The following is a 21,633-nucleotide window of genomic DNA, read 5'->3' as shown; positions in this document are numbered from 1 at the left end:
TGGAGGCTGGGCTGGTGGAATACATCCAGTACTACAACCAGGAGCGCATCAAACTGAAACTGAAAGGTCTGAGCCCGGTAGAGTACCGGGAGCGGGCCCAATCGGCCGCCTGACCCCGTCCAAGTCTCGGGGGTCACTTCAAGGATGGGTTTACGGCGTCCCCCGCAACCGGACCCACCCCGCCATCCCCCAGGAAACCCGCTTTTGCCGTTGCTCTGGCGTTTGTCGTTGATTCGGCGGGTGCAGGGCGCAGCCCTGCCGAACCCCAACCCCCGTACTTGCAACGGTCATCATCCCGGTCCACACTTCGTTGCCGATCTGAAGACGGCAACGATGACCCACAAGATCCCCCTGTTGATCGACACCGACCCCGGTGTGGACGACGCCCTGGCCCTGCTGATGGCCTTTGCCGACGAACGGCATGACGTGGTCGCCCTGACCATCGCCGCCGGCAATGTCGGCCTGCAGTACACCGTCCGCAACGCCCTCAAGCTCTGCGACATCGTCGGCCGCACCGACGTACCGGTGTTTGCCGGCAGCCCGGATCCGCTGCTGCATCCCTCCGTTGACGCTGCCCACGTGCATGGCCGTGACGGCTACGGCGACGTGGACCTGCCGCCGCCGAGCCGTCAGGCTGAAGCCGAACACGCCGCACTGGCCATCCTGCGCCTGTCGCACGAGCACGCCGGCGAACTGATGCTGGTGATGCTGGGCCCGCTGACCAACCTTGCCCTGGCACTGAAGCTGGACCCGACCCTGCCCGAGCGCATCAAGCGCATCGTGGTGATGGGCGGCGCGGTCACCTGCCACGGCAACATCACCCCGGCGGCCGAATTCAACATTGCGTTCGACCCGGAAGCGGCGCACGTGGTGTTCACCTCGTTCAAGCACCTGCTGGTGTCGGACTGGGAGGCCACCGTCGCCCATGGCCTGCCGCTGCAGGACGCCGAGAAGTGGCTGCAGGCCGATTCCGATCGCGCCCGCTTCTACGAACTGATCTCGCGCAAGACCCGTGGCCTGTCCGAAGACAGCAAGGGCGGGCGCTGGTACACCGCCGATGCGGTGGCCATGGCCTGGGCGCTGAACCCCGAAGGGCAGCTGCGGGTCGAGTCGCGCCCGCTGAACGTGGAGCTGAACGGCACGTTCAGCCGCGGCGCCACCATCGTTGATTGGAACCGCCAGACCGGCCAGCCGGACAACTGCGATCTGCTGATGGCCTACGACCAGCAGCGTTTCGAGGCCCTGGTGCGCCAGGCCCTGGGTGCGGACTGACGTCGATTGACCGGCACCGGTTGCCCCGGGCGGCAACCGGTGCTTATAATGCCGCTCTTGACCACCAGCCCATTTACGGTGTGAGCCCATGAAGGCCGATATCCATCCGAACTACCGCGACGTCGTCTTCCATGACGTCACCTCCGATTTCAAGATCCTGACCCGCTCGACCATGGCGACGAAGGAAACCATCCAGTGGGAAGACGGCAACGAATACCCGCTGGTCAAGGTTGAAATTTCCTCGGCTTCGCACCCGTTCTACACGGGCAAGCACAAGGTCATCGACACCTCGGGCCGTATCGACAAGTTCCAGAAGCGCTACGCGCGCTGATCTGTCGATCCAGCTTCGAACCAACGGCCGCGCTCTGCGCGGCCGTTTGTTTTTCCCCAACGCCAACCCAACGGGCGTTTGGATGGGCGGAACACTGCGTTCGTGTGACAACGCTTTTGCCGATCCGGGCCGCTCAACGGCCGGTGTCTGGCTGCCTGTCGTATACGACTTCTGTCTAGCGCCGGGCAAATGCTGCTGTGCGATAATGACCTGATCCCCGGCACAGGCCGAGGACGTCATTCACGTGCCTGACCAATGCGCTTGGGCAGGCGCCTTCCCATGAAGGAGCGCACACAGTGTCCGATCTTGATCAGGTCACGCTCAACGCCGGCGACAAGTCGGTCGTTCTGCCCGTCATCAAACCCACCCTTGGCAACGACTGCGTCGACATCGCGAAGCTGACCAAGGAAACGGGGTTCTTCACCTACGATTCCGGCTTCACCGCGACGGCCAGCTGCAAGTCCGCCATCACCTACATCGACGGCGACAAGGGCGTGCTGCTGTACCGCGGCTACCCGATCGAACAGCTGTCGGAAAAGTCGAGCTACGTCGAAGTGGCCTACCTGCTGATCAACGGCGAGCGCCCGAGCGCCGAGCAGCTGAAGGCCTTCACCGATGAGCTGACCGCCGAAGCCAACGTCGATGAGTCGATCAACACCCTGATCGGCAGCTTCGCCAAGGATGCCCATCCGATGGCCATCCTGGCCGCTGCAATCGCGCAGCTGTCGGCCATCTACCACGACTCGCTGGACCTGTCCGACGCCGAACAGCGCCGCCAGGCCGCCGTGCGCCTGATCGCCAAGGTGCCGACCCTGTCGGCGCTGATCTACCGCCACGGCAAGGGCCTGCCGGCCAACAAGCCGGACACCTCGCTGGACTACGTCAGCCGCTTCCTGAAGCAGACCTTCGAGTCCGCTGACGGCCAGTACGATCTGAACCCGGACGTGGTGAAGGCGCTGGACCTGCTGTTCATCCTGCACGCCGACCACGAGCAGAACGCCTCGACCTCGACGGTGCGTCTGGTCGGTTCGACCGGTGCCAACCCGTACGCGTCGGTCGCTGCGGGTGTCACCGCGCTGTGGGGTCCGGCCCACGGTGGTGCCAACGAAGCCGTGCTGAAGATGCTGGAAGAAATCGGCAGCGCCGACAACGTCGAGTCCGCCGTGGTCAAGGCCAAGGACAAGACCTCCGGCTTCCGCCTGATGGGCTTCGGCCACCGCGTCTACAAGAACTTCGACCCGCGCGCCAAGGTCATCGGCGAGATGACCAGCAAGGTGCTCAAGCAGCTGGGCGTGCAGGATCCGCTGCTGGACGTGGCCGTGAAGCTGGAACAGGCCGCGCTGCAGGACGAGTACTTCGTCGCCCGCAAGCTGTACCCGAACGTCGATTTCTACAGCGGCATCATCTACAAGGCGCTGCAGATCCCGACCGAAATGTTCACCGTCATGTTCGCCCTGGGCCGTACCTCCGGCTGGGTCTCGCATTGGCTGGAACAGCAGGTTGATCCGGAAATGAAGATCGGCCGTCCGCGCCAGGTCTACACCGGCAGCGACGTGCGCGACTACCAGGGCTGATCGCCCCGCGTAGGTTGTGCCGAGAACGCCCCGCATCCGCGGGGCGTTTTTTTTGGAGCGGACCTGGTAGGTGCGGACCGTTGGTCCGCACGATTTCGGCGCCCGCGAAAAATCATCCACGCATGGCGCGGATCTACCACCGCAACCGCCTTCGGTAGGTGCCAACCTTGGTTGGCACGCTTTCCCATCCACGCACGGCGTGAATCTACCACCGCAACCGCCTTCGGTAGGTGCCAACCTTGGTTGGCACGCTTTCCCATCCACGCATGGCGCGGATCTACCGCCGCACCCGCCTTCGGTAGGTGCCAACCTTGGTTGGCAAGCGCTTCATCGCGCCAAGACCGCGTGATTCAAGGGTCTCGCCAGCTTCACAAGCGCTCGCGCAGCCTCAGGACGCCAGCTGCATCCGCAGCACCTGAAATGGAGCGTCCATCCCGATGAGTACCCGATTCGACCCACCCGAGCGCGGACCGCTCGGCCCTGACGTCGCCGCCGTCGTCACCGCCCCGATCGTCGCCCCTCCCAGCGAAAGCGCCGTTTCCTGGGGCGCGATCTTCGCTGGCGCCACCGCTGCCGCTGCACTCTCCCTCATCCTGCTGATCCTCGGTGTTGGCCTCGGCCTGTCGTCGGTGTCGCCATGGTCGTTCGAAGGCGTCAGCAAAGAGACCTTCGGTTGGTCCAGCATCATCTGGCTCACCTTCACCGCATTGGCCGCGTCCGGCCTGGGTGGCTATCTGGCGGGCCGCCTGCGTACCAAGTGGACGCAGATCCATGGCGATGAAACCTATTTCCGCGATACCGCGCATGGCTTCGTGTCGTGGGCGGTGGCCACGCTGCTGACCGCGGGCCTGCTCACATCGGCCATCGGTGGCGTGCTGGGCGCCGGCGCAAAGGTGGCCGGTGCCGCCGCAGGCGCTGCCGCATCCACGGCCAGTGTTGCCGCAGCGGGCGCGGGCAGCACTGCTGCGGCGGCCCCGGAAGGCGACCTCAACTACTGGGTGGATTCGCTGTTCCGCAGCACGACCAGCGCAGGGCCGACTGCTCCTGCAGCGCCGCCGCCGGGTGCACCGATGGATCCGAATGCCGCCCCGCCGCCGCGCCCGATGCCGGGTAATGGTCCGATGGGCGACCGCCGCGAAGTGCGTGCCGAAGTGAACCGCATCATCGTCAACAGCCTGCAGGGAGACGGCCTGGACCCGGACGACACCCAGTACCTGGCGCAGCTGATCGCGCGCGAAACCGGCATGAGCCCGGCCGAAGCGCAGGCGCGCGTGACCGATGTGCAGACGCGCATGCGTGCGGCGCTGGAAAAGGCCAGGAAGACCGCCAAGCAGGCCGCCGACGATGCCCGAAAGGCGACCGCCTATGCCGCGTTGTGGCTGTTCATCACCCTGCTGATCGGTGCGTTCTTCGCCAGCCTCAGCGCCACTTGGGGCGGCCGCCGCCGCGACCTGTAACCCGCCTTCCACGCAAGGAGACCTGCAATGAAAATGATTCTTCTCTGGTTGTTGGGCGTACCGATTCCGCTGCTGATCCTGTACGCGATCTTCTTCTGATCGTGCGCCAACACGATGTGTCATCAGGCCGCCGAAAGGCGGCCTGATGCCATCCAGCAGATTCACGCCATGCGTGGATGACCCCTTGTAGAGTCGAGCCGTACTCGACTCACGCGCGCAGCGCGTGTGCTTCGCGCAGTGTCGGAAGAGCAGTCGACTAACAGTTGACTCTACAAACTCAAGGCAATGAGGTTTATTGCATTCAAGCAGTGAGGGAGTTTGCATAACCCTCAAACGTTGAACACATTCAAGAATTCTCCTTAACGTTCCACGTTTTAGGAATGCTTGAATGGCCTGCATGGCAATGGATTCCTAACATTCTCTCCGTCGCCCGCAACCACCTCTGCGGGCGGCGCCTCCCTCCCTTTCTCCTTAGGGGAGGGGGGCTTTCATATTCCCCCTGTCCGAGAGAGACACCCATGCACGCCATTCTCAAGAAGGCCGCGCTCGCTGCAGCGCTGGCCACTGCTTCGCTGTCCGCGCACGCGCTGGAAACCAAGATCACCGTCTACGCCGACGTCGACCCGACCCTGGCGCTGCTGCTCGAGGACGGCACCCCGCTGCCGGATACCGTGCAGATGACCCACGATCCGCTGCGCGGCCTGCTGCCGTCCACGCAGCAGGTGCGCATCCACTCCAACGATATCGATAAGGACATCGAAGTTCGCCTCGGCCACGATCCGGTGCTGCTCAATGGCAGCACCCGCGTGCCGCTGGCCGTCAGCCTGAACACCGATGCGCTGACCACTGCGGTCACCGAGTTCAAGGCGGCTGACCTGTTCAACGGCGCCAGCTCGACGCCGGGTGCCTCCATCTCGATGCCGCTGACCATCGCCCAGGCGGGTGCCGGTGGCCCGCTTACGGTCAACGGCCGCTATGAAGGCATGGTCTACATCGTTATGAACCAGAAGCCCTGATCCACGGCTTCCCCGCGCCGGTCCGCATTCCGGGCCGGCCGCTTCTGCAGCGATACCCCCATGACCCCACACGCCCCCGCCGTTACCCGGCTGGCGGTCGCGCTCGCCCTGGCAATGGCTGCTCCTCTGGTCGCAGCCCACGGCGTCCCCGCCGGCTTCGAGGATCTGGTTGAAGGCCAGACCGAACAACTCGACATCCAGCTGTTCGGCCGCTCGGCCGGGCTGTCGCCGGTGCGCGTGACGCTGGAGCACGTGCAGCTGGAAGACCCCGCGCACGTGCTGCAGGCGCTGGACCTGCCTGCCGATGCACAGGCAGCCTTGCTGCCGGCGTTGTCGCAACCACTGCCGCGCAACAGCCACCTGGCCTGCCGCTTCGGTGGCGCCACGGCCGGCTGCGGTTATCTCGACCCACCCGAAGACCCCACCGCGGCGCGCGCGCTGTATGACGAAGGCGAGGGCGCCGTGCGCCTGTTCGTGGCGCGGCAGTGGATTCCGGGAGAGCCGGCCGCTGAGCGTTACCACACGGTCACGGCCAACGCCGAAAACGCCTTCCTGCACCAGCAGACGCTCAACGTCAGCGGCGGCCGCGACTACCAGGCGCTGTCCGCGCGCGGCGTGGGCACGCTGGGCCTGTTCGATCGCGGCCACCTGTCCGCCGACTGGTACTACACCCAGCAGCGTGACCGCAGCCGAAGCGACGACGACTTCCAGTTCGACAACGTCTACTACCGCCATGACCTGGGGCAGGCGCACTACCTGCAGGCCGGGCGCATGGACCGCCGCAACCTGTCCAGCCCGCAGGGTGGCACTTTCAGCTTCAGCATGTTGCCGCTGGACCGTTTCCAAGGCGCGCGCGTGGGCACCACCCAGGCCTACGTGGACACCGATGCCGCCGTGCAGGCCACGCCGCTGACGGTGCTGCTGGCGCGCGACGCACGCGTCGATGTGTTCGACGGCGAGCGACTGCTGCAGACCTTCTACCTGCAGGCGGGCATCAACCAGATCGACACCCGCAATTTCCCGTTCGGCAACTACCTGGTGCGCATGCGCATCTACGAGGACGGTGTGCTGGTGCGCACCGAGGAGGCGCCGTTCGACAAGGGCGGCGACTGGACCAACAGCCAGTGGCAGTGGTTCGTGCAGGGCGGCCGCCGCAACGAGCGCCGCAGCGACCGCTTCGATGGGGAGAGCGTGGCGATGGCCGGCGTGCGCGTGCCGCTGGGCCGCGATGCCGCCCTTACCGCCGGTGCCGCCAACCTCGGCGGCCACAGTTACGGCGAGCTGCGCGTGGACCTGCGTCGCGTGCTGGCCACGCATGAGATGCGCGCCTCGCTCAGCGGCATGCGGGGCAGTGATGGCAGCAATGGCCAGCAGCACCAGCTGTCGTACCGGCGCAAGGCGTCGTGGAATCTCTACCAGCAGCGCATGCGTGGCAAGGCCTGCCAGTTCGAGGCCGATGCGCGCGACCAGCTGGGCTGCACCAACTCGCTCAGCGGCTCGATGTCGCTGCCGTTGGCCGGTGGCAACGCCTACGTGGGCTACACCCGGCGCCAGACCTGGCGCACCGGCTGGCATCGACCCGGGCTCGAGCAGGATCCGTTCTTCGGGCTCGATCCGCTGCTGCCGCCCGGCCCGCTGGAGCCGCGCCGCGAGCCCGTGCTCAGCCGCACCTGGCAGGCCAGCTTCAGCCGCAGCCATCGCTGGCAGGACTTCAGCGTGTCCACGCGCGTGGGCCTGTGGCAGCAGCGCAGCACCGACAGCGTGCGCGGCAGCAACGAGCGTGACCGTGGCATCTACTTCAACCTCAGCCTGACCCGCCTGCAGCGTAACCACGACAGCAGTGGCCAGCGCCGCTATGCGGTGGACGTGCGCCAACCGCAGCACCAGCGCCCGGCCATCGACTACAGCGTGGGCCAGAGCCTGCGCCAGGACCGGGATACGCACTATCGGGAGTTCAACGCCGAACTGCGCGCCAACAACAATGACCGCTACAGCGCATCGCTGAGTGGCCAGCTGCAGAACGGCATCGGCAACACCACCGCGAGCATTGCGCACTATGAGCAGCGCGGACGCGGCGAGACGGGCTACAGCGGCAGCCACAGTTCCGGCTTCGCCCTGGGCCGCCGTGGCGTCTACTGGAGTGGTGCCCACGGCGCCGAGGCCGGTCTGGCCGTGCAGGTGGACGGCTCCGACGACGTGGACCTGCGTGGTGTGGCCGCCGAACTGCAGGTGGGCGGACTGCGCCGACAGCGTCTGCAGATCGGCGAGCGACGCCTGTTGCCGTTGTCGTCGTACCAGTCGCATCGTGCCGAAGTACAGGACGCCAGCACGCTGGACAGCATCGCCGCGATCCGCGTGACCGGCGTGGGTGGTGCACGGCCGATGTTCCTGACGCCCGGCAAGCTGATGCGCATGCCGGTGCCGATCGAAGTGACCTACACCTTCATCGGCAACGTCAAGGATCTTGCGGGGTCGCCATTGGGCGGCGCCCGCATCCTCAACGCGCCGGTGCCCGGCACCAGCGCCAACGGCAGCTTCGTTGCCGATTTCCCGCGTCGCGAAACAACGCTGTACCTGTTGCAGGACGACCGCCTGCTGCATTGCCCGCTGCAGGTGCGCGAGCGCCGCCAGGTGGTGCTGCTGGTCGGCGCCGTGCATTGCGAGCCGCTGGCCGTGGCCCAGCTGCCGCCCGAGATCCGCCAGCAGGCCCGCGTGACCCGCCTGCTGCAGGAACGCGCGTTGATTGCCGCCACACCCCAGACCGCTGCTGCAGGAGGTACGCCATGAGCCGGCGTTGGATGTGTGTGTTGATGCTGGTGTGTGCGCTGGTGCTGGTGATGCCACGGGCGTGGGCGCAGTGGCCGCCGGAGACGCATCCGACGGATCAGAGCAGGGACATTGTGATGACCTGGGATCGCTCGGCGGTGCCGGGTGACGTGGAGCTGTGGGCGCCGCGGACGGTGCTGGGGTTCAGTCACGATCTGGCGATGAAGTATGGGCAGATCCATGTGGTTTGCGGGTCTGCTTCTGATAGTGAGTTTGGGCGGTGCCCGACGGAAAGTGAGCCGCGAATGTCAGTGGGAACCACGGAGATAGCGTTGCGCCTCGTTGATCTGAGGACCGGCCTGCGTACGGAAGTTCGTGCGGTAGGAAGCTTGCTGCGAGTTATGTCGGGTCCTCGCTGCAATATCGATTATTGGGACAGTCAGAAGCGCATTCTGAATGAAGCGTTCTGGTACGAATGTGTATCGGACGAACCGATCGGCACGGGTGCTGCGCTGACTATTCCAGCATCTGAGCTTGCCAAGCTCGTAGCTGGCCGCTGGCAGGCCACGATGCGCCTGAACGTCAAAGCCGATCCAGCCGCGGCACCCGTCGCCACCGCCACCTTCAACTTCGATTTCACCGTCACCGACTACGACGCGATATCGATCTACTTCCCCGGCTTCGATGGCATTGCACCACTGGTCAACATGGACCTGCGCTACGACCCCATCCGCAAGGTAGTCGGCGGCTACAAGGAAGTGGACATGTGCCTGTACGACGGCGTGGGTTCGCAGAGCGAGTTCCTCGGCGTTACCGTGCGCGATAGCGGACCGCGACCACCACCAGGGCGGGACTACGCGGTCTGGCACGGGGATGGTGGCAGCGATGACACCCAGCGCCTCGACTACCAGGTCAGCCTGAACTACGGCGGCAACCGCCTGGCGATGAAGAACGGCGAGGAACAACTGCTGCGCGGCATCGACAGCGCACAGCTGCGGCTGGTGATGCTGCCGGGCATCAGCCAGCCCGTGTACTGCGTGCCCACGCCGTTGACGCTGGAAACGCCGCCTACGCCCATCGCCAGCAAACGGCCCGGCCTCTACGACGGCGAGTTGACGGTAGAGCTGCGCGTGCCGACCGCCAAACCCTGATCCCACGGAGCTCATCATGAAGAAACTGCTGTTCTGCCTGTTGCCGTTGAGCGCGCTGCTGGTCCCGCCGATGGCACATGCCAACCTCTCGATCCACCCGATGCGCGCAGCCGTCGATGCCAAGCGTGGCGGGCAGATCCGCGTGTACTCGCACTCCACCCAGCCACAGTACGTGCAGGCACGCCTGCTGCGCATCTCTAATCCCGCGCAGGCCGGCGAGGAAGAGATGGAAGTGGAGGCCGCCGAGGCAGCCATTGCCATCACGCCTGGAAAGTTCGCACTCAGTGGCGGCGGCAACCGCCTGATCCGCGTCATTCCGCTGCGTAATGTCGAGAAGGAAGCGGCGTACCGAGTCTATTTCGAGGGGGTAAGGGGCCCGGATGGAACCCTTCTCGAAGACGGCGAGCAGGCTGCCCAAGCCAACGTCGGCGTCAGCCTGGTCTGGGGCGCGCTGGTGAACGTGTTGCCCGCCAACGGAAGCGTGGATCTGCAACTGCAGGGAGACACCCTGCGTAACACCGGAACACTGCGCGTCGGCATCACTGGCGCGGCTGTCTGCACGGCCGAAGGTGTCTGCACCCCGCAGGACCTGTCGCGCAGTCTCTATCCCGATGCCGATCTGACCCTGCCTTTCCAGATTGCGCCCGGTGACTCACTGCAGCTTCGCTATCGATTGAGCCGCGATGGCCATCGAGAACACACACAGACCCTGGAAAGCAGCGTCAGCTGAGAATTTCATCTCCCGCTCCTTGCGCGGCAAGGGGCATTTCATTATCTACCTTGTTAAGGACGAATCATGAATCACGTCTATCGACGTATCTGGAGTACCGCAAAGCACTGCTGGGTCGTGGGAAGCGAGCTTGCTACGCCACGCGCTAAGCGATCTTCAGGAGCCGCCCGAAGGCTGGCCGTAAGCGCGGCCTGTGGTCTGCTCGCTGTGACTGGCGTGAACACAGCCCGAGCAGACATCTTCTACTCGCCTTGCAATAAGGACGTGTTCGGATTTTACCAATGCACGCCGTTCATTGGGCATGACACCAAGTACGTGGGCGCAAGCTCTGGGTCTGGGAGTGAGCGCTTTCTCGCAATGGGAAATGGCGCGTCGGTAACAGGAAAGGAATCGATCGTTTTTGGGCATCAGTCCGTTGCTTCGGGTGACCGTAACGCTGTCTTCGGATACAGCGCAAGAGCGACGCGAGGGTACGCTGCCGCATTCGGCGCTTATTCGAAGGCGTACGGCGTTGGCGCGGTTGCTGTTGGCAACGACTCCCACTCGTCTGCCGATAATGCGATTGCGGTTGGTAGTGGGTCATATGCTTCGGCAGCAAACTCAGTAGCCCTGGGCGCCAACTCTGTTGCTTCGGAACAGAACGCAGTTTCTGTTGGAAATAGCTCAGTGAAGCGACGAGTGGTGAATGTGGCGGATGCGCGACTTAACAGCACAAGTTCGGACGCGGTAACGGGCAAACAGCTGAATGCAACCAACAGCAATGTCACAGCCACGCGCTCCATTGCTGACAACGCGCTGGCAAAGGCCAATGTGTTCTCGGGCCTGCTGAGTCAGACCTCTGCATCAGGTAACGTCCGCCTCGGTGCAAGTAACAGCGGCACAGTACTGGACGTCCGCAACAGCGCCAGCGCCAATCGCAAGATCACGGGCGTGGCAGATGCCACACTGAGCACGGCCAGCACAGATGCGGTGTCAGGCAAGCAGCTGAATTCCACCAACAGCAATGTTGCGGCCGCGCGCGCCGTCGCCGACGCCGCGAAGACCAATGCTGACAGCGCACTGGCAAAGGCCAACACGCTTTCGGGCCTCCTGAGCGAGACCTCTGCTTCGGGGAACGTTAGGCTGGGCGCATCCAACAGCGGTACCGTCCTGGACGTGCGGAACAGTGCCGGTGCCAATCGCAGGATCGCGGGTGTTGCGGACGCGACGTTGTCCTCGACGAGTACCGATGCGGTGACCGGTCGGCAGCTCAACACCACCAACAGCAATGTCAGCACCGCGATGAGCGATGCCAGTTCCGCCAAGACGACAGCGAATACCGCGCTGACCCAGGTGGGGACGCTCAACGGACTGCTGAATCAGGTCAGTGCCAGTGGCAATGTTCGCGTGGGTGAGAAGAACAGTGGCACCGTAGTGGATGTGCGCAATAGCGCCAATGCGAACCGGAAACTGACCGGCGTGGCCGATGGCGTGGTCAGCGCCAGCAGCTACGAGGCGGTCAATGGCAGGCAGCTCAGTGCCACCAATGACAAGTTGACGACGGTCGAGGGGGTTGCCAAGTCTGCGGGTGCAGATGCTGCCGTGGCGAAAACGGATGCAGCCAAGGCTTTGGCCGAAACCGCGGTGCTGGGCGGGCTGGTGGCGCAGGTTTCCGCGTCCGGCGATGTGCGCCTGGGCGGGAAGAACAGCGGTGCGACGTTGGACGTGCGCAACAACGCCAATGCCAATCGGAAGATCAGTGGTGTGGCAGATGGAATCTTGAGCGCCAGCAGTGCTGAGGCTGTGTCTGGTAGGCAGCTGCATTCAACCAATTCACGCGTCTCAGATCTTGAGGATATCGCGCAGTTTGTGAGTATAGGCTCAGCGCCCTTCAGTGAACGCGCCGAAGCAGGTGTGGCCGGTGTTGCGGTGGGGAATTCAGCAAAGACGGGACTGGAGGGGGGAACTGCGGTAGGCACATTTGCGGAGGCGATGGGCAAGAACTCCACCGCAATTGGCAGAGCGGCGACTGTCTCTGTGGATTCCGAAAATGGATTCGCAATGGGAGTCGGTGCACAGGTCGGTGGAGGCGCGGGCGGTGCGAATGAAGGTGTCGCGATTGGTGCTGGCGCAAGAGTTGCAAGCGGGGCTCACGGCTCCCTGGCACTTGGAAATGGCTCTCAAGCAGTTGAAGAAGGAGTCGCGTCGTTTGGGGGTGTTGGCGTTCAGCGCCGTCTTGTAAACATCGCCCGTGGTACCGCTGACCACAACGCCACCACCGTTTCCCAGTTCAAGGACTCCCTCGCCACCCTCGGCGGCGGCGCAGGCATGGATGCCAGCGGCAACATCATTACCCCTACTTATGCAGTACAAAGTGGAACTCAGAGCACCGTCGAGGACGCGCTGATGGCGCTCGATGGCGCTGTCATCACCGCAGGCCGTCGCGCGGACAAAGTGGAAGGCCAGCTGAGTTCGATCTTCCAGGATTCACCGTCGGCCCGTGCCGACGGCATGAACCAGATCGCGCTGAATGGCGCGAATGGCATGGTGCTGACCAACCTGGCTGACGGCCGAGTGGCGCCAGGAAGCCGTGATGCCGTAACCGGCAGTCAGTTGTACGCCGCCGAGCAGAAGATCTCGCAGAATCGGAATGATCTGGAGGCGATGCGCAGGGAGCGGGAGATGGGCGCGCAGGCCATGCGTGGATTGGATGCGAGCGTCATCGACTACGGCGGTGCGCGTTTGACTGGCGTGGCCGAGGCAGGACTGTCGGCTGATAGCTCGGACGTTGTGCGAGGCAGTCAGCTCTATGAGACCAACAGCCGTGTTTCGGAACTTGAGGACGTCGCACAGTTTGTGAGTATCGGCTCAGCGCCCTTCAGTGAGCGCGCAGAAGCGGGTGCGGCAGGCGTTGCGGTCGGAAATTCAGCAAAGACGGGGCTGGAGGGAGGAACTGCGGTAGGCACGTTTGCGGAGGCCATGGGAAAGAACTCGACCGCAATTGGTAGAGCGGCGACTGTCTCTGTGGATTCTGCGAATGGATTCGCAATGGGAGTCGGTGCGCAGGTCGGTGGAGGCGCGGGCGGCGCGAATGAAGGTGTCGCGATTGGTGCTGGCGCAAGAGTTGGAAGCGGGGCTCACGGGTCGCTGGCACTTGGAAGCAGCGCTCAGGCAAATGAAGCCGGAGTTGCATCGTTCGGAAACAGTGGCATGCAGCGTCGCCTCGTAAACATCGCCAACGGCACCGCCAACCACAACGCTGCCACCGTCGGCCAGCTGCGCGGCGCACTGTCCGCTCTCGGCGGCGAAGTCGATGCCAACGGTAATATCGTCGGCCCCAGCTTCAAGGTTCAGGGCCAGTCCCAACCCACCCTCAATGGTGCATTGGAAGCGCTCGACGGCGCAGTCGTCAGCACCACCTCGCGGGTGAACCAGGTCGAATCCCAGCTCCGCTCCGTGTTCCAGGAAACCCCCTCGGTGCGCGCAGACGGCACCCACCGGCTCACCCTGGCCGGCGCCAACGGCATGCTCATCTCCAACGTGGCCAACGGCTTGATCGCGGCCGGCAGCCGCGATGCCGTCAACGGCGGCCAGCTGCACTCGATGCAGCAGCAGCTCAATGGCCGCATGGATGGGCTGGAGCAGCGCATCGACGCTCAGCCGCAGGCCCGCGCCATGGCCGCAGCATCCACGCCTTCGCCTTCCACCGAGGAGATCGCGCCGACGCGGGAAACCAGCAGCTCGCCGCAGATCGCCTCTACCGGTGAAGGTGACAAGCCGACGCCGCAGCCGAAGTCGAAGCAGGACGAGACGCCCAAGCCGCAGGTCGACACCGCTGATCTGGAAAAGATGCTGGCCCGTGCCAACGAGTACACCGATGGTGCGATCAGTAACTTCGAGCGTCGCCTGGACAAGATGGACAAGCGCTTCAACCGTATGGCCGCGATGAGCAGTGCGCAGAGTGCGATGGCGATGAACACCGCAGGCCTGGCCACCTACAACCGCCTGGGTGCGGGCGTGGGCTACAGCGAGGGTGAGTCGGCGATGGCGGTGGGTTACCAGCGTGTGCTGAACGAGAAGGGTTCGGCCACCTTCAGCCTCAATGGTGCGTTCACCAACAGCGGTGAGCGCAGCATGGGCGTCGGCGTGGGCATCGGCTGGTAAGCCATGCCGCCCCGGCGTAGTGCGCGTAATGAACCCCGCCGCGCCGGGGTCCTTGCCGAGGAGATGGCAATGTACAGATGGGTACGCGGAATTTTCAGCTATCGCACGTTCTATATCTGGCGGGCGCGCTTTCGCTACTACACCCGGAACCTGGACCTGTGGACGCTGATGAGCGGGCTGTGCATCGCCGGTCTGCTGCTGGTGCTGTGGTACCTGTGGGAGATGCTGGGCGTGCCGCCGCCGCGCGTGCACCCTCAGGCAGCGGCGCTGCGCATCGACGGCGTCACCAGCGAGGCGATCCATCGCATCGTGCTGGTGCGCCACGCGGGCAGCACGCCGGGGGCCCCGTTCACTACGCCGGAAGAGGTGCGGGCAAGCACGTTGCGCACGATGCGGGTACGCCAGGTGATGGACAGCGAAGTGGTGTGGCGGCTGAAAGCCGACATGCTGGCGGATATTGCTGACTACATCACCGCCACGGGCGGGTGCTTCCCGTACAACTGCCGGCGGGTCCTCGACCGATTGGACTACGTGCGCCAGGCGGGGGTTGAGAACGCGCAGATCAACGCGGCGCTGTCGACAATCCTGGAGGTGCCGCTGGACCAGATGCCGCCGTTGGAGGCAGACGAGCATGAGCGTGTGAAGAGCGGGTGGTCGGATGGATTCAACGACATCTACTACCAGTCCTGGTTGCTGCGGGATCTGCAGGTCATGCACGCACAGATGATGCGGGAGTATCCGCGGCGAGCTCCCGCCCCGTGGTTGCCGCGGTTGTTCAGCGATCCGCTGCGCGATACCCGTTTTGTCTGGTAGCGGGAGCATGATGGGCATCATCTGCCAGGGCAGGTAACACCGCTTTTGTAGGGTCGAGCTTGCTCGACTGCTCTCCGCTCAGCCATCGAAATGCCCGAAGCACAGTGCGGACCAACGGTCCGCACCCACCCAAGGCAGGCACCGCTGCGCTACCGTCACCCGCCGATATACGCGGTGATTTCCGCTTCGGCCAGCAGCTGCCGCAACTGCGCCACCGACGCACGTCGCATAGGCTTCTCATCCACCGGCGACAGCGGTGCCTGGCGCAGGGCATCGTAGGGCAGCACGGCCAGGTCGAAGGTCAGCTCCTCGGCACTGAACACCCACACCGGCACATCCAGGCTGCGCTCGCGATCCATGCGCAGGCGACGCGTCCGCGATTCGGCGGGAATGCCGTGTTCGTCCAGGAAGCGGTGCACGGCTTCCGGGTCGTCGCTGTGCAGGTGCAGCTGCACGGGGCTGTTGGCGTCGGCGGTGCCCTCCAGCACAGGGCCGGCCAGGCGCGGGGCGAAGCCGTGCAGGAACTCCAGCGCACGCATGGCGGCCTCTCGGCGGCGCTGCAGTTCGTTGCCGTGCTGGGGGCCGGAGAACAGTCGCTGGTACTCGCGCAGGGCGTCTTCGATCTCGGTGTTGCGGGGCAGGGAGGCATCGTCGTGGATGCCGAGCCGGCTGGCGGCCTTCAACTTGGCCTGGTGGTAGTCGCGGATGCCGCCTTCAGCCATCAGGCGGGCGGCTTCGTGGGCGAGGCGGTGGCGCCGCTCGCGGGTCTGGCTGGCAGCATGCTGACGGGCGCGATGCATGCGATGACTCCCTGTTGCGACCTGGCTACAGATTAGCGCACGGATGTGACATCTGCGTGGGTATGGCGCGGAGATGCCAACCAACGGTTGGCACCCACCGATGCTTTGGCAGGTGCCGACCTTGGTCGGCACGGGGCGCCAACCAAGGTTGGCAGCTACCAGAGCAGCGCGGGGCTGTGCCCGGCGGATGCATCGATGCCAATCAACGGTTGGCACCCACCGACGCTTTGGTAGGTGCCGACCTTGGTCGGCACGAGGCGCCAACCAAGGTTGGCCTCTACCAGGGTCGCATCGGTGCCAACCAACGGTTGGCACCCACCCATACCTGCCTCTTAGAAGATATCGAACGCGGCGGCGTCGGCCTGCGGCGTATTGAGGTTCAGGTCGTAGTCGGTCAGGCGGTCCATGTCTTCCACCTTCACCCACTCGGTCGCGCCGTTGAGCGTGGCCTGGACCATGCCGCTGGGCGGCTCGTTCTGCGCGATCGGGGTGTCCTTCAGCGCGGTGCGCATGTAGTCGATCCAGATCGGCAGGGCCGCCTTGCCACCGTACTCGCGGTAGCCCAGCGAGCGGAAGTCGTCGCGGCCCACCCACACGGTGGTCACGTACGGGCCGCCGAAGCCGGAGAACCAGGCGTCGCGGTGGTCGTTGGTGGAGCCGGTCTTGCCGCCCACGTCCTCGCGGCCGAGCACCTTGGCCTGCACGCCGGTACCGCGCTGGACGACGTCGCGCATCATCGATACCAGCTGGTAGGCGGTGCGGGCGTCGATCGCACGCGGAGCGGTGCGGGCATCGGGGTTGGCCGGCGCGGCCGGGGTTTCGGTCTTGGCTTCGGCCTTGGCCGCAGCGGCCGGGTCCACCTTCGGGGCCGGGGCGCCGAAGTTGAAGCCGTCCACCACCTGGTTCACCGGCTGGTCGCTGCTGCCGGCGCAGTCGCGGCAGGCCAGCGCCGGGTTTTCCTTGAACACCAGGTTGCCGTCGCGGTCATTGACCTGGTCGATCAGCCAGGTGTCCACGCGCGAGCCGCCGTTGGCGAACACAGCGTAGCCACGGGCCACCGACAGCGGGGTCAGCGAGGCGGTACCCAGCGACATCGACAGGTTCGGCGGCAGTTCGGATTCGGCGAAACCAAATTCGCTGATGTACTTGCGCGCGTAGTCCACGCCCATGCCATCGAGCAGGCGCACCGAGACCAGGTTGCGCGACTGCACCAGCGCCTCACGCAGGCGCATCGGGCCGCGGAAGCCGCCGCCGTCGTTCTGCGGGGCCCAGGTCTTGCCGCGGCGGTCGCGGAACACGACGGGCGCGTCGAGCACGATCGAGGCCGGGTTGTAGCCCTTGTCGAAGGCCGCGGCGTAGATGAAGGGCTTGAAGCTGGAACCCGGCTGGCGTCGGGCCTGGGTGGCACGGTTGAACTTGTTGCCGGAGAAGCTGAAGCCACCGACCAGCGCCTTCAGGGCGCCGTTGTGGGCGTCCAGCGAGACCAGCGCGGACTGGCCGCGCGGGATCTGGTCCAGCAGCCACTCGCCTTCCTTGGCACCGGCACGCACGCGCACGATGTCGCCGCGCTGCACCAGCTTGCCCGGGGTCTTGTTGGTCCACTTGGCGGCACCGGCCGGCAGCACGATCTCGCTGCGGTTGGCCAGCACCACGGTGGCGCTGCCATCGGCGCCGGTGCTGGCGACGATCGCCGGCAGCAGGCCGGCCTGGCCGTACATGCCGCGCAGGTGCTCGGCCAGGGCGGCGGCGTCTTCGCCGGCACCCACCTGCACCTGCTTCTCCACGCCGTGCCAGCCGTGGCGGTGGTCGTACAGCAGCAGGCCGTCGCGCACCGACTGGTTGGCGGCGGTCTGCAGGGTGGAGTCGATGGTGGTGGTGACGTGGTAACCCTTGTTGACCACATCCCCGCCGAAGCGGGCGATCATTTCCTGGCGCACCAGCTCGGCCACGTACGGCGCGTCGACCTGCACCGGCGGCTCATGGGCGGTGGCGTGCATCGGCACGGCCTTGGCCGCGTCGGCCTCGGCCTGGCTGACGAACTTCAGGTCGGCCATGCGCTGCAGCACGTAATTGTCGCGGCGCTGGCGGGCGCGCTCCGGATTGGAGATCGGATTGCCCGAGGACGGGAACTTGGGGATGCCGGCCAGCGAGGCCATCTCGTCCAGGTCCAGCTCGTTCAGCTTCTTGCCGTAGTAGAACTCGGCGGCGGCGGCCACGCCGTAGGCGCGGTTGCCGAAGAAACTCTTGTTCAGGTACAGCTCGAAGATCTCGTCCTTGCTCAGCTCGGACTCGATCTTCCGTGCCAGCAGGATCTCGGCCAGCTTGCGGGTGTAGCTGTACTCGGAGCTGAGGAAGAACTGGCGGGCCACCTGCTGGGTGATGGTGGAACCACCCGGCACGCGCTTGTCGTTGGTGGTGGCCAGCAGCCACACCGCACGGCCGATGCCCATGTAGTCCACGCCGCCATGCTCGTAGAAGCGGGCGTCCTCGGTGGCCAGGAAGGCCTGCTTCAGGCGCTCGGGCACGTCCTTCATGGTGATCGGGGTGCGCCGGGTCTCGCCGAACACCGCCATCAGCTTGCCGTCGGCAGCATAGACGTACATCGGCTCCTGCATTTCCACGTCGCGCAGGGTCTGCACGTCGGGAAGCTTGGAGGACACAGCGTAGTACAGACCGCCCACGGCGGCCGCGCCGATCAGCGCCAGGACCAGGACAATCAGGAAGATCCAGCGCAGCCAGCGGCGGAGTCGAGTCATCGGGTTCAGATTCCGATTGCGAATTTCGTGGTCGCAGAGTATAGATTACGCAAGGTGGCGGCTGGGGTCGGCACCGGGGAGCGCAAGGGGAACAGTCAGGGGCTGCATCGTGAATCCGTGAGGAACTTCACAGCAGGGCCGTTGCCATTTGCTAAGAATACGTTATTAATGCTCGGGCGCAGGTCTTGCGTCCAAGTGCCCGTCGGCAGGGGAGAAACCGTGGGGCTCATCCCAAAAAGTCAGTCGCCGCTTGTAGGCGTCGACATCAGTTCGACTGCGGTAAAGCTTTTGCAGCTGTCCCGCAGCGGCAATCGTTTCCGTGTGGAACATTACGCTGTGGAACCTCTTCCGCCGAACGCGGTGGTAGAGAAGAACATCGTGGAAGTGGAGGCCGTGGGTGAGGCCATCCGCCGTGCGATGAACCGTTCAGGCAGCAAGGCCAAGCTGGCCGCTGCCGCCGTCGCCGGGTCGGCGGTGATCACCAAGGTGATCCCGATGCCGGCCGAGCTCGACGAGAACGACATGGAAGCCCAGATCGAGCTGGAAGCGGTCAACTACATTCCGTACCCGATCGAGGAAGTGAACCTGGACTTCGAGGTGATCGGGGCGATCCCGAACAACCCGGAGATGGTCCAGGTGCTGCTGGCCGCGTCGCGTTCGGAGAACGTGGAACTGCGCCAGTCGGCCCTGGAACTGGGTGGCCTGCAGGCCAAGGTGATGGACGTGGAGGCCTTCGCGGTCGAGAACGCCTACGCCCTGGTCGCCAGCGAGCTGCCGGTGTCCATCGACGGCGTGGTCGCGCTGGTCGATATCGGCGCCACCATGACCACCCTCAACGTCCTGCGCGGCGGCCGCAGCCTGTACAGCCGCGAACAGGTGTTCGGTGGCAAGCAGCTGACCGACGAGATCATGCGCCGTTACGGCCTGAGCTACGAGGAGGCCGGCCTGGCCAAGCGCCAGGGCGGGCTGCCGGAAAGCTACGAGATGGAAGTGCTGGAGCCGTTCAAGGAAGCCACGGTCCAGCAGATCAGCCGCCTGCTGCAGTTCTTCTATGCAGGCAGTGAGTTCAACCGCGTTGATCACATCGTGCTGGCCGGCGGCTGCGCCGTGCTGGGCGGGCTGCCGGAAATGGTCGAGGAGCAGCTGGGCGTGCCGACCGTGGTCGCCAACCCGCTGGCACAGATGACGTTGGGCCCGAAGGTGAACGCGCATGCGCTGGCCCAGGATGCCCCCGCGCTGATGATCGCCACCGGTCTGGCGCTGAGGAGCTTCGACTGATGGCACGCATCAATCTATTGCCCTGGCGCGCCGAGCGGCGCAAGCAACGCCAGCGCGAGTTCTACGCAATGCTGGGCATGGCCGCGATCGGTGGCCTGCTGCTGTCGCTGCTGATCTGGTTCTATTACGACCGGCAGGTGAGCGGCCAGATGGACCGCAATGCCTATCTGGAAGCCGAGATCGAGAAGGTCAAGGAACAGAACAAGGAGATCGATCGCCTCGATGCGCAGAAGGACCGCCTGCTGGCCCGCAAGAAGGTGATCGAGGAACTGCAGGCCAAGCGCTCGCAGATGGTCCACCTGTTCGACGCGTTGGTGCGCACGATTCCCGACGGCGTGGTGCTGACCGCCCTGCAGCAGGAGGGGGACATGCTCACCCTCGAGGGACGCACCCAGTCCAATGCACGCGTGTCGGCTTACATGCGCAACCTGGAAACCTCCGGCTGGATGACCAACCCGGAGCTGTCGATCATCCAGGCCAGTGCCGGCGACAAGAGTGCAGCCGGTCCGGTATCGGACATCAAGGCACTGCCGTACATGTTCAAGGTCACGGTGAAGCTGCCGGCGCAGAGTGAAGAGACAGGCACTGCCGGTTTGAATGCGGATGGCAGCGTGGCGGCTGCCCCGGCTGCGACGCCCGCCGTGGCGCCGCTTGCCGCCGGCCCCGATGCGGCGGCCCCGGCTGCTGCACCAGCACCGGCCCAACCGGCGGCGGCCCCGGCCGCAGCACCCGCCAGCGCACCGGCGCCTGCACCGGCCAAGCCGAACCAGCCCGCCGCACCGGCTCCGGCCGCCAGGCCTGAGGGCAGCCGCCTGGCGCAGCCGCCGCAGGCCTCTTACGCCCCGCTGCAGGGGGACCGCGCATGAGCCAGAAAATCGATCTGAAGAACCTGGATTTCAACGACATCGGCAACTGGCCGCAGAAGGCCAAGATCGTCTTCTGTTCGTTGCTGGCCCTGGTCATCATGTTCGTTGCATGGATGCTGCTGATCAGCGGCAAGCGCGATGAACTGGCCAGCCTGGAATCGAAGGAAAGCGATCTGCGTACCGAGTTCTCCAAGCAGCAGGAACGCGCGGTGAACCTGGGGCCGCTGAAGCAGCAGCTGGCGCAGATGGAGCAGGTGCTGCAGCAGATGCTGCGGCAGCTGCCCAGCAAGACCGAAATGCCGGACCTGATCATCGACATCTCGCAGACCGCGCTGTCCAGCGGCCTGACCAGCCAGCTGTTCGAACCGGAACAGGAGCAGGTCAAGGAGTTCTACGCCGAGAAGCCGATCAAGCTGAAGATGGTGGGCAGCTACCACCAGTTCGGTGCGTTCGTCAGTGGCGTGGCCTCGCTGCCGCGCGTGGTGATCCTGACCATGCACGACATCAATCTGAAGCCGGCGGACAAGGCTGGCGGCGGTGGTTCGCGTGCCGGTGCGCTGGAATTGTCCGGCACGGTCAAGACCTACCGGTATCTCGACGAGACCGAGGTGCAGGAACAGCAGAAGGCTGAAGCCGGCAAGGAGGGCAGCAAGTGATCCGTTCCTTCTTTGCACGCTGCG

General features: G+C 65.0%; 16 protein-coding genes and 1 pseudogene. 15 read left to right on the top strand and 2 right to left on the bottom strand.

Going from position 1 to position 21,633, the window contains the following annotated elements; translation table 11 throughout:
• The 12 genes and pseudogenes from AC5P6X_RS20710 to AC5P6X_RS20655 form a co-directional block, all read left to right on the top strand.
• A partial coding sequence (locus AC5P6X_RS20710) for an IS3 family transposase (protein ID WP_495201421.1) occupies nt 1-113 on the top strand: 113 nt, incomplete at its 5' end.
• Between the two features lie 220 nt (nt 114-333).
• The gene (locus AC5P6X_RS20705) at nt 334-1,272 is read left to right on the top strand and encodes a nucleoside hydrolase (protein WP_005410872.1); all 939 of its coding nucleotides are present in this window, start codon (nt 334-336) and stop codon (nt 1,270-1,272) included.
• Between the two features lie 88 nt (nt 1,273-1,360).
• Nucleotides 1,361-1,603: a type B 50S ribosomal protein L31 gene (locus AC5P6X_RS20700; RefSeq protein WP_005410871.1), complete on the top strand. Its 243-nt coding sequence runs from the start codon at nt 1,361-1,363 to the stop codon at nt 1,601-1,603.
• A 296-nt stretch (nt 1,604-1,899) separates the two neighbouring features.
• Nucleotides 1,900-3,177 (top strand): citrate synthase, encoded by a 1,278-nt coding sequence (locus AC5P6X_RS20695; protein WP_005410870.1) that lies wholly within the window; start codon nt 1,900-1,902, stop codon nt 3,175-3,177.
• 437 nt (nt 3,178-3,614) lie between these two features.
• Nucleotides 3,615-4,634 carry a hypothetical protein gene (locus tag AC5P6X_RS20690; protein WP_088436879.1) on the top strand — a complete coding sequence of 340 codons (1,020 nt, stop codon included), beginning with the start codon at nt 3,615-3,617 and terminating at the stop codon, nt 4,632-4,634.
• Nucleotides 4,635-5,152: 518 nt separating this feature from the next.
• Complete coding sequence (locus AC5P6X_RS20685; RefSeq protein ID WP_088436878.1) at nt 5,153-5,650, top strand: CS1 type fimbrial major subunit; 498 nt, start codon at nt 5,153-5,155, stop codon at nt 5,648-5,650.
• A gap of 60 nt (nt 5,651-5,710) precedes the next feature.
• Nucleotides 5,711-8,437: a TcfC E-set like domain-containing protein gene (locus tag AC5P6X_RS20680; protein ID WP_099604836.1), complete on the top strand. Its 2,727-nt coding sequence runs from the start codon at nt 5,711-5,713 to the stop codon at nt 8,435-8,437.
• On the top strand, nt 8,434-9,567 hold the full coding sequence (locus tag AC5P6X_RS20675) for a CblD like pilus biogenesis initiator family protein (protein WP_088436876.1): 1,134 nt from the start codon (nt 8,434-8,436) through the stop codon (nt 9,565-9,567). Before AC5P6X_RS20680 ends, AC5P6X_RS20675 begins: the two co-directional genes overlap by 4 nt.
• A gap of 16 nt (nt 9,568-9,583) precedes the next feature.
• Nucleotides 9,584-10,297 (top strand): pilus assembly protein, encoded by a 714-nt coding sequence (locus AC5P6X_RS20670; RefSeq protein ID WP_049450477.1) that lies wholly within the window; start codon nt 9,584-9,586, stop codon nt 10,295-10,297.
• Nucleotides 10,298-10,363: 66 nt separating this feature from the next.
• Nucleotides 10,364-10,495, top strand: a pseudogene (locus AC5P6X_RS20665) (ESPR-type extended signal peptide-containing protein); the annotation flags it as partial.
• A gap of 9 nt (nt 10,496-10,504) precedes the next feature.
• Complete coding sequence (locus AC5P6X_RS20660; protein ID WP_425529738.1) at nt 10,505-14,440, top strand: YadA-like family protein; 3,936 nt, start codon at nt 10,505-10,507, stop codon at nt 14,438-14,440.
• A gap of 69 nt (nt 14,441-14,509) precedes the next feature.
• Nucleotides 14,510-15,253: a hypothetical protein gene (locus AC5P6X_RS20655; protein WP_108270674.1), complete on the top strand. Its 744-nt coding sequence runs from the start codon at nt 14,510-14,512 to the stop codon at nt 15,251-15,253.
• Nucleotides 15,254-15,408: 155 nt separating this feature from the next.
• Here AC5P6X_RS20655 and AC5P6X_RS20650 read toward each other — a convergent pair whose 3' ends face one another.
• Both AC5P6X_RS20650 and AC5P6X_RS20645 read right to left on the bottom strand, forming a co-directional pair.
• Nucleotides 15,409-16,053 carry a hypothetical protein gene (locus AC5P6X_RS20650; protein ID WP_043034094.1) on the bottom strand — a complete coding sequence of 215 codons (645 nt, stop codon included), beginning with the start codon at nt 16,051-16,053 and terminating at the stop codon, nt 15,409-15,411.
• Nucleotides 16,054-16,385: 332 nt separating this feature from the next.
• Nucleotides 16,386-18,809 carry a penicillin-binding protein 1A gene (locus AC5P6X_RS20645; RefSeq protein ID WP_005410861.1) on the bottom strand — a complete coding sequence of 808 codons (2,424 nt, stop codon included), beginning with the start codon at nt 18,807-18,809 and terminating at the stop codon, nt 16,386-16,388.
• Nucleotides 18,810-19,028: 219 nt separating this feature from the next.
• Between AC5P6X_RS20645 and AC5P6X_RS20640 the strand changes: the two genes are divergently transcribed.
• From AC5P6X_RS20640 to AC5P6X_RS20630, 3 genes are read left to right on the top strand one after another with little or no spacing between them, the layout of a single operon-like run.
• Nucleotides 19,029-20,087, top strand: coding sequence for a pilus assembly protein PilM (locus AC5P6X_RS20640; protein ID WP_005410860.1), 1,059 nt, complete (start codon nt 19,029-19,031; stop codon nt 20,085-20,087).
• Nucleotides 20,087-20,953 carry a PilN domain-containing protein gene (locus AC5P6X_RS20635; RefSeq protein ID WP_088436874.1) on the top strand — a complete coding sequence of 289 codons (867 nt, stop codon included), beginning with the start codon at nt 20,087-20,089 and terminating at the stop codon, nt 20,951-20,953. The genes AC5P6X_RS20640 and AC5P6X_RS20635 overlap by 1 nt, the downstream gene beginning before the upstream one ends.
• The gene (locus tag AC5P6X_RS20630; RefSeq protein ID WP_049450471.1) at nt 20,950-21,609 is read left to right on the top strand and encodes a type IV pilus inner membrane component PilO; all 660 of its coding nucleotides are present in this window, start codon (nt 20,950-20,952) and stop codon (nt 21,607-21,609) included. Before AC5P6X_RS20635 ends, AC5P6X_RS20630 begins: the two co-directional genes overlap by 4 nt.
• Nucleotides 21,610-21,633 lie beyond the last annotated feature (24 nt).

The organism is Stenotrophomonas sp. YJH_SMC_40, assembly GCF_059368615.1.
This window is presented reverse-complemented; position numbering and strand designations above follow the sequence as displayed.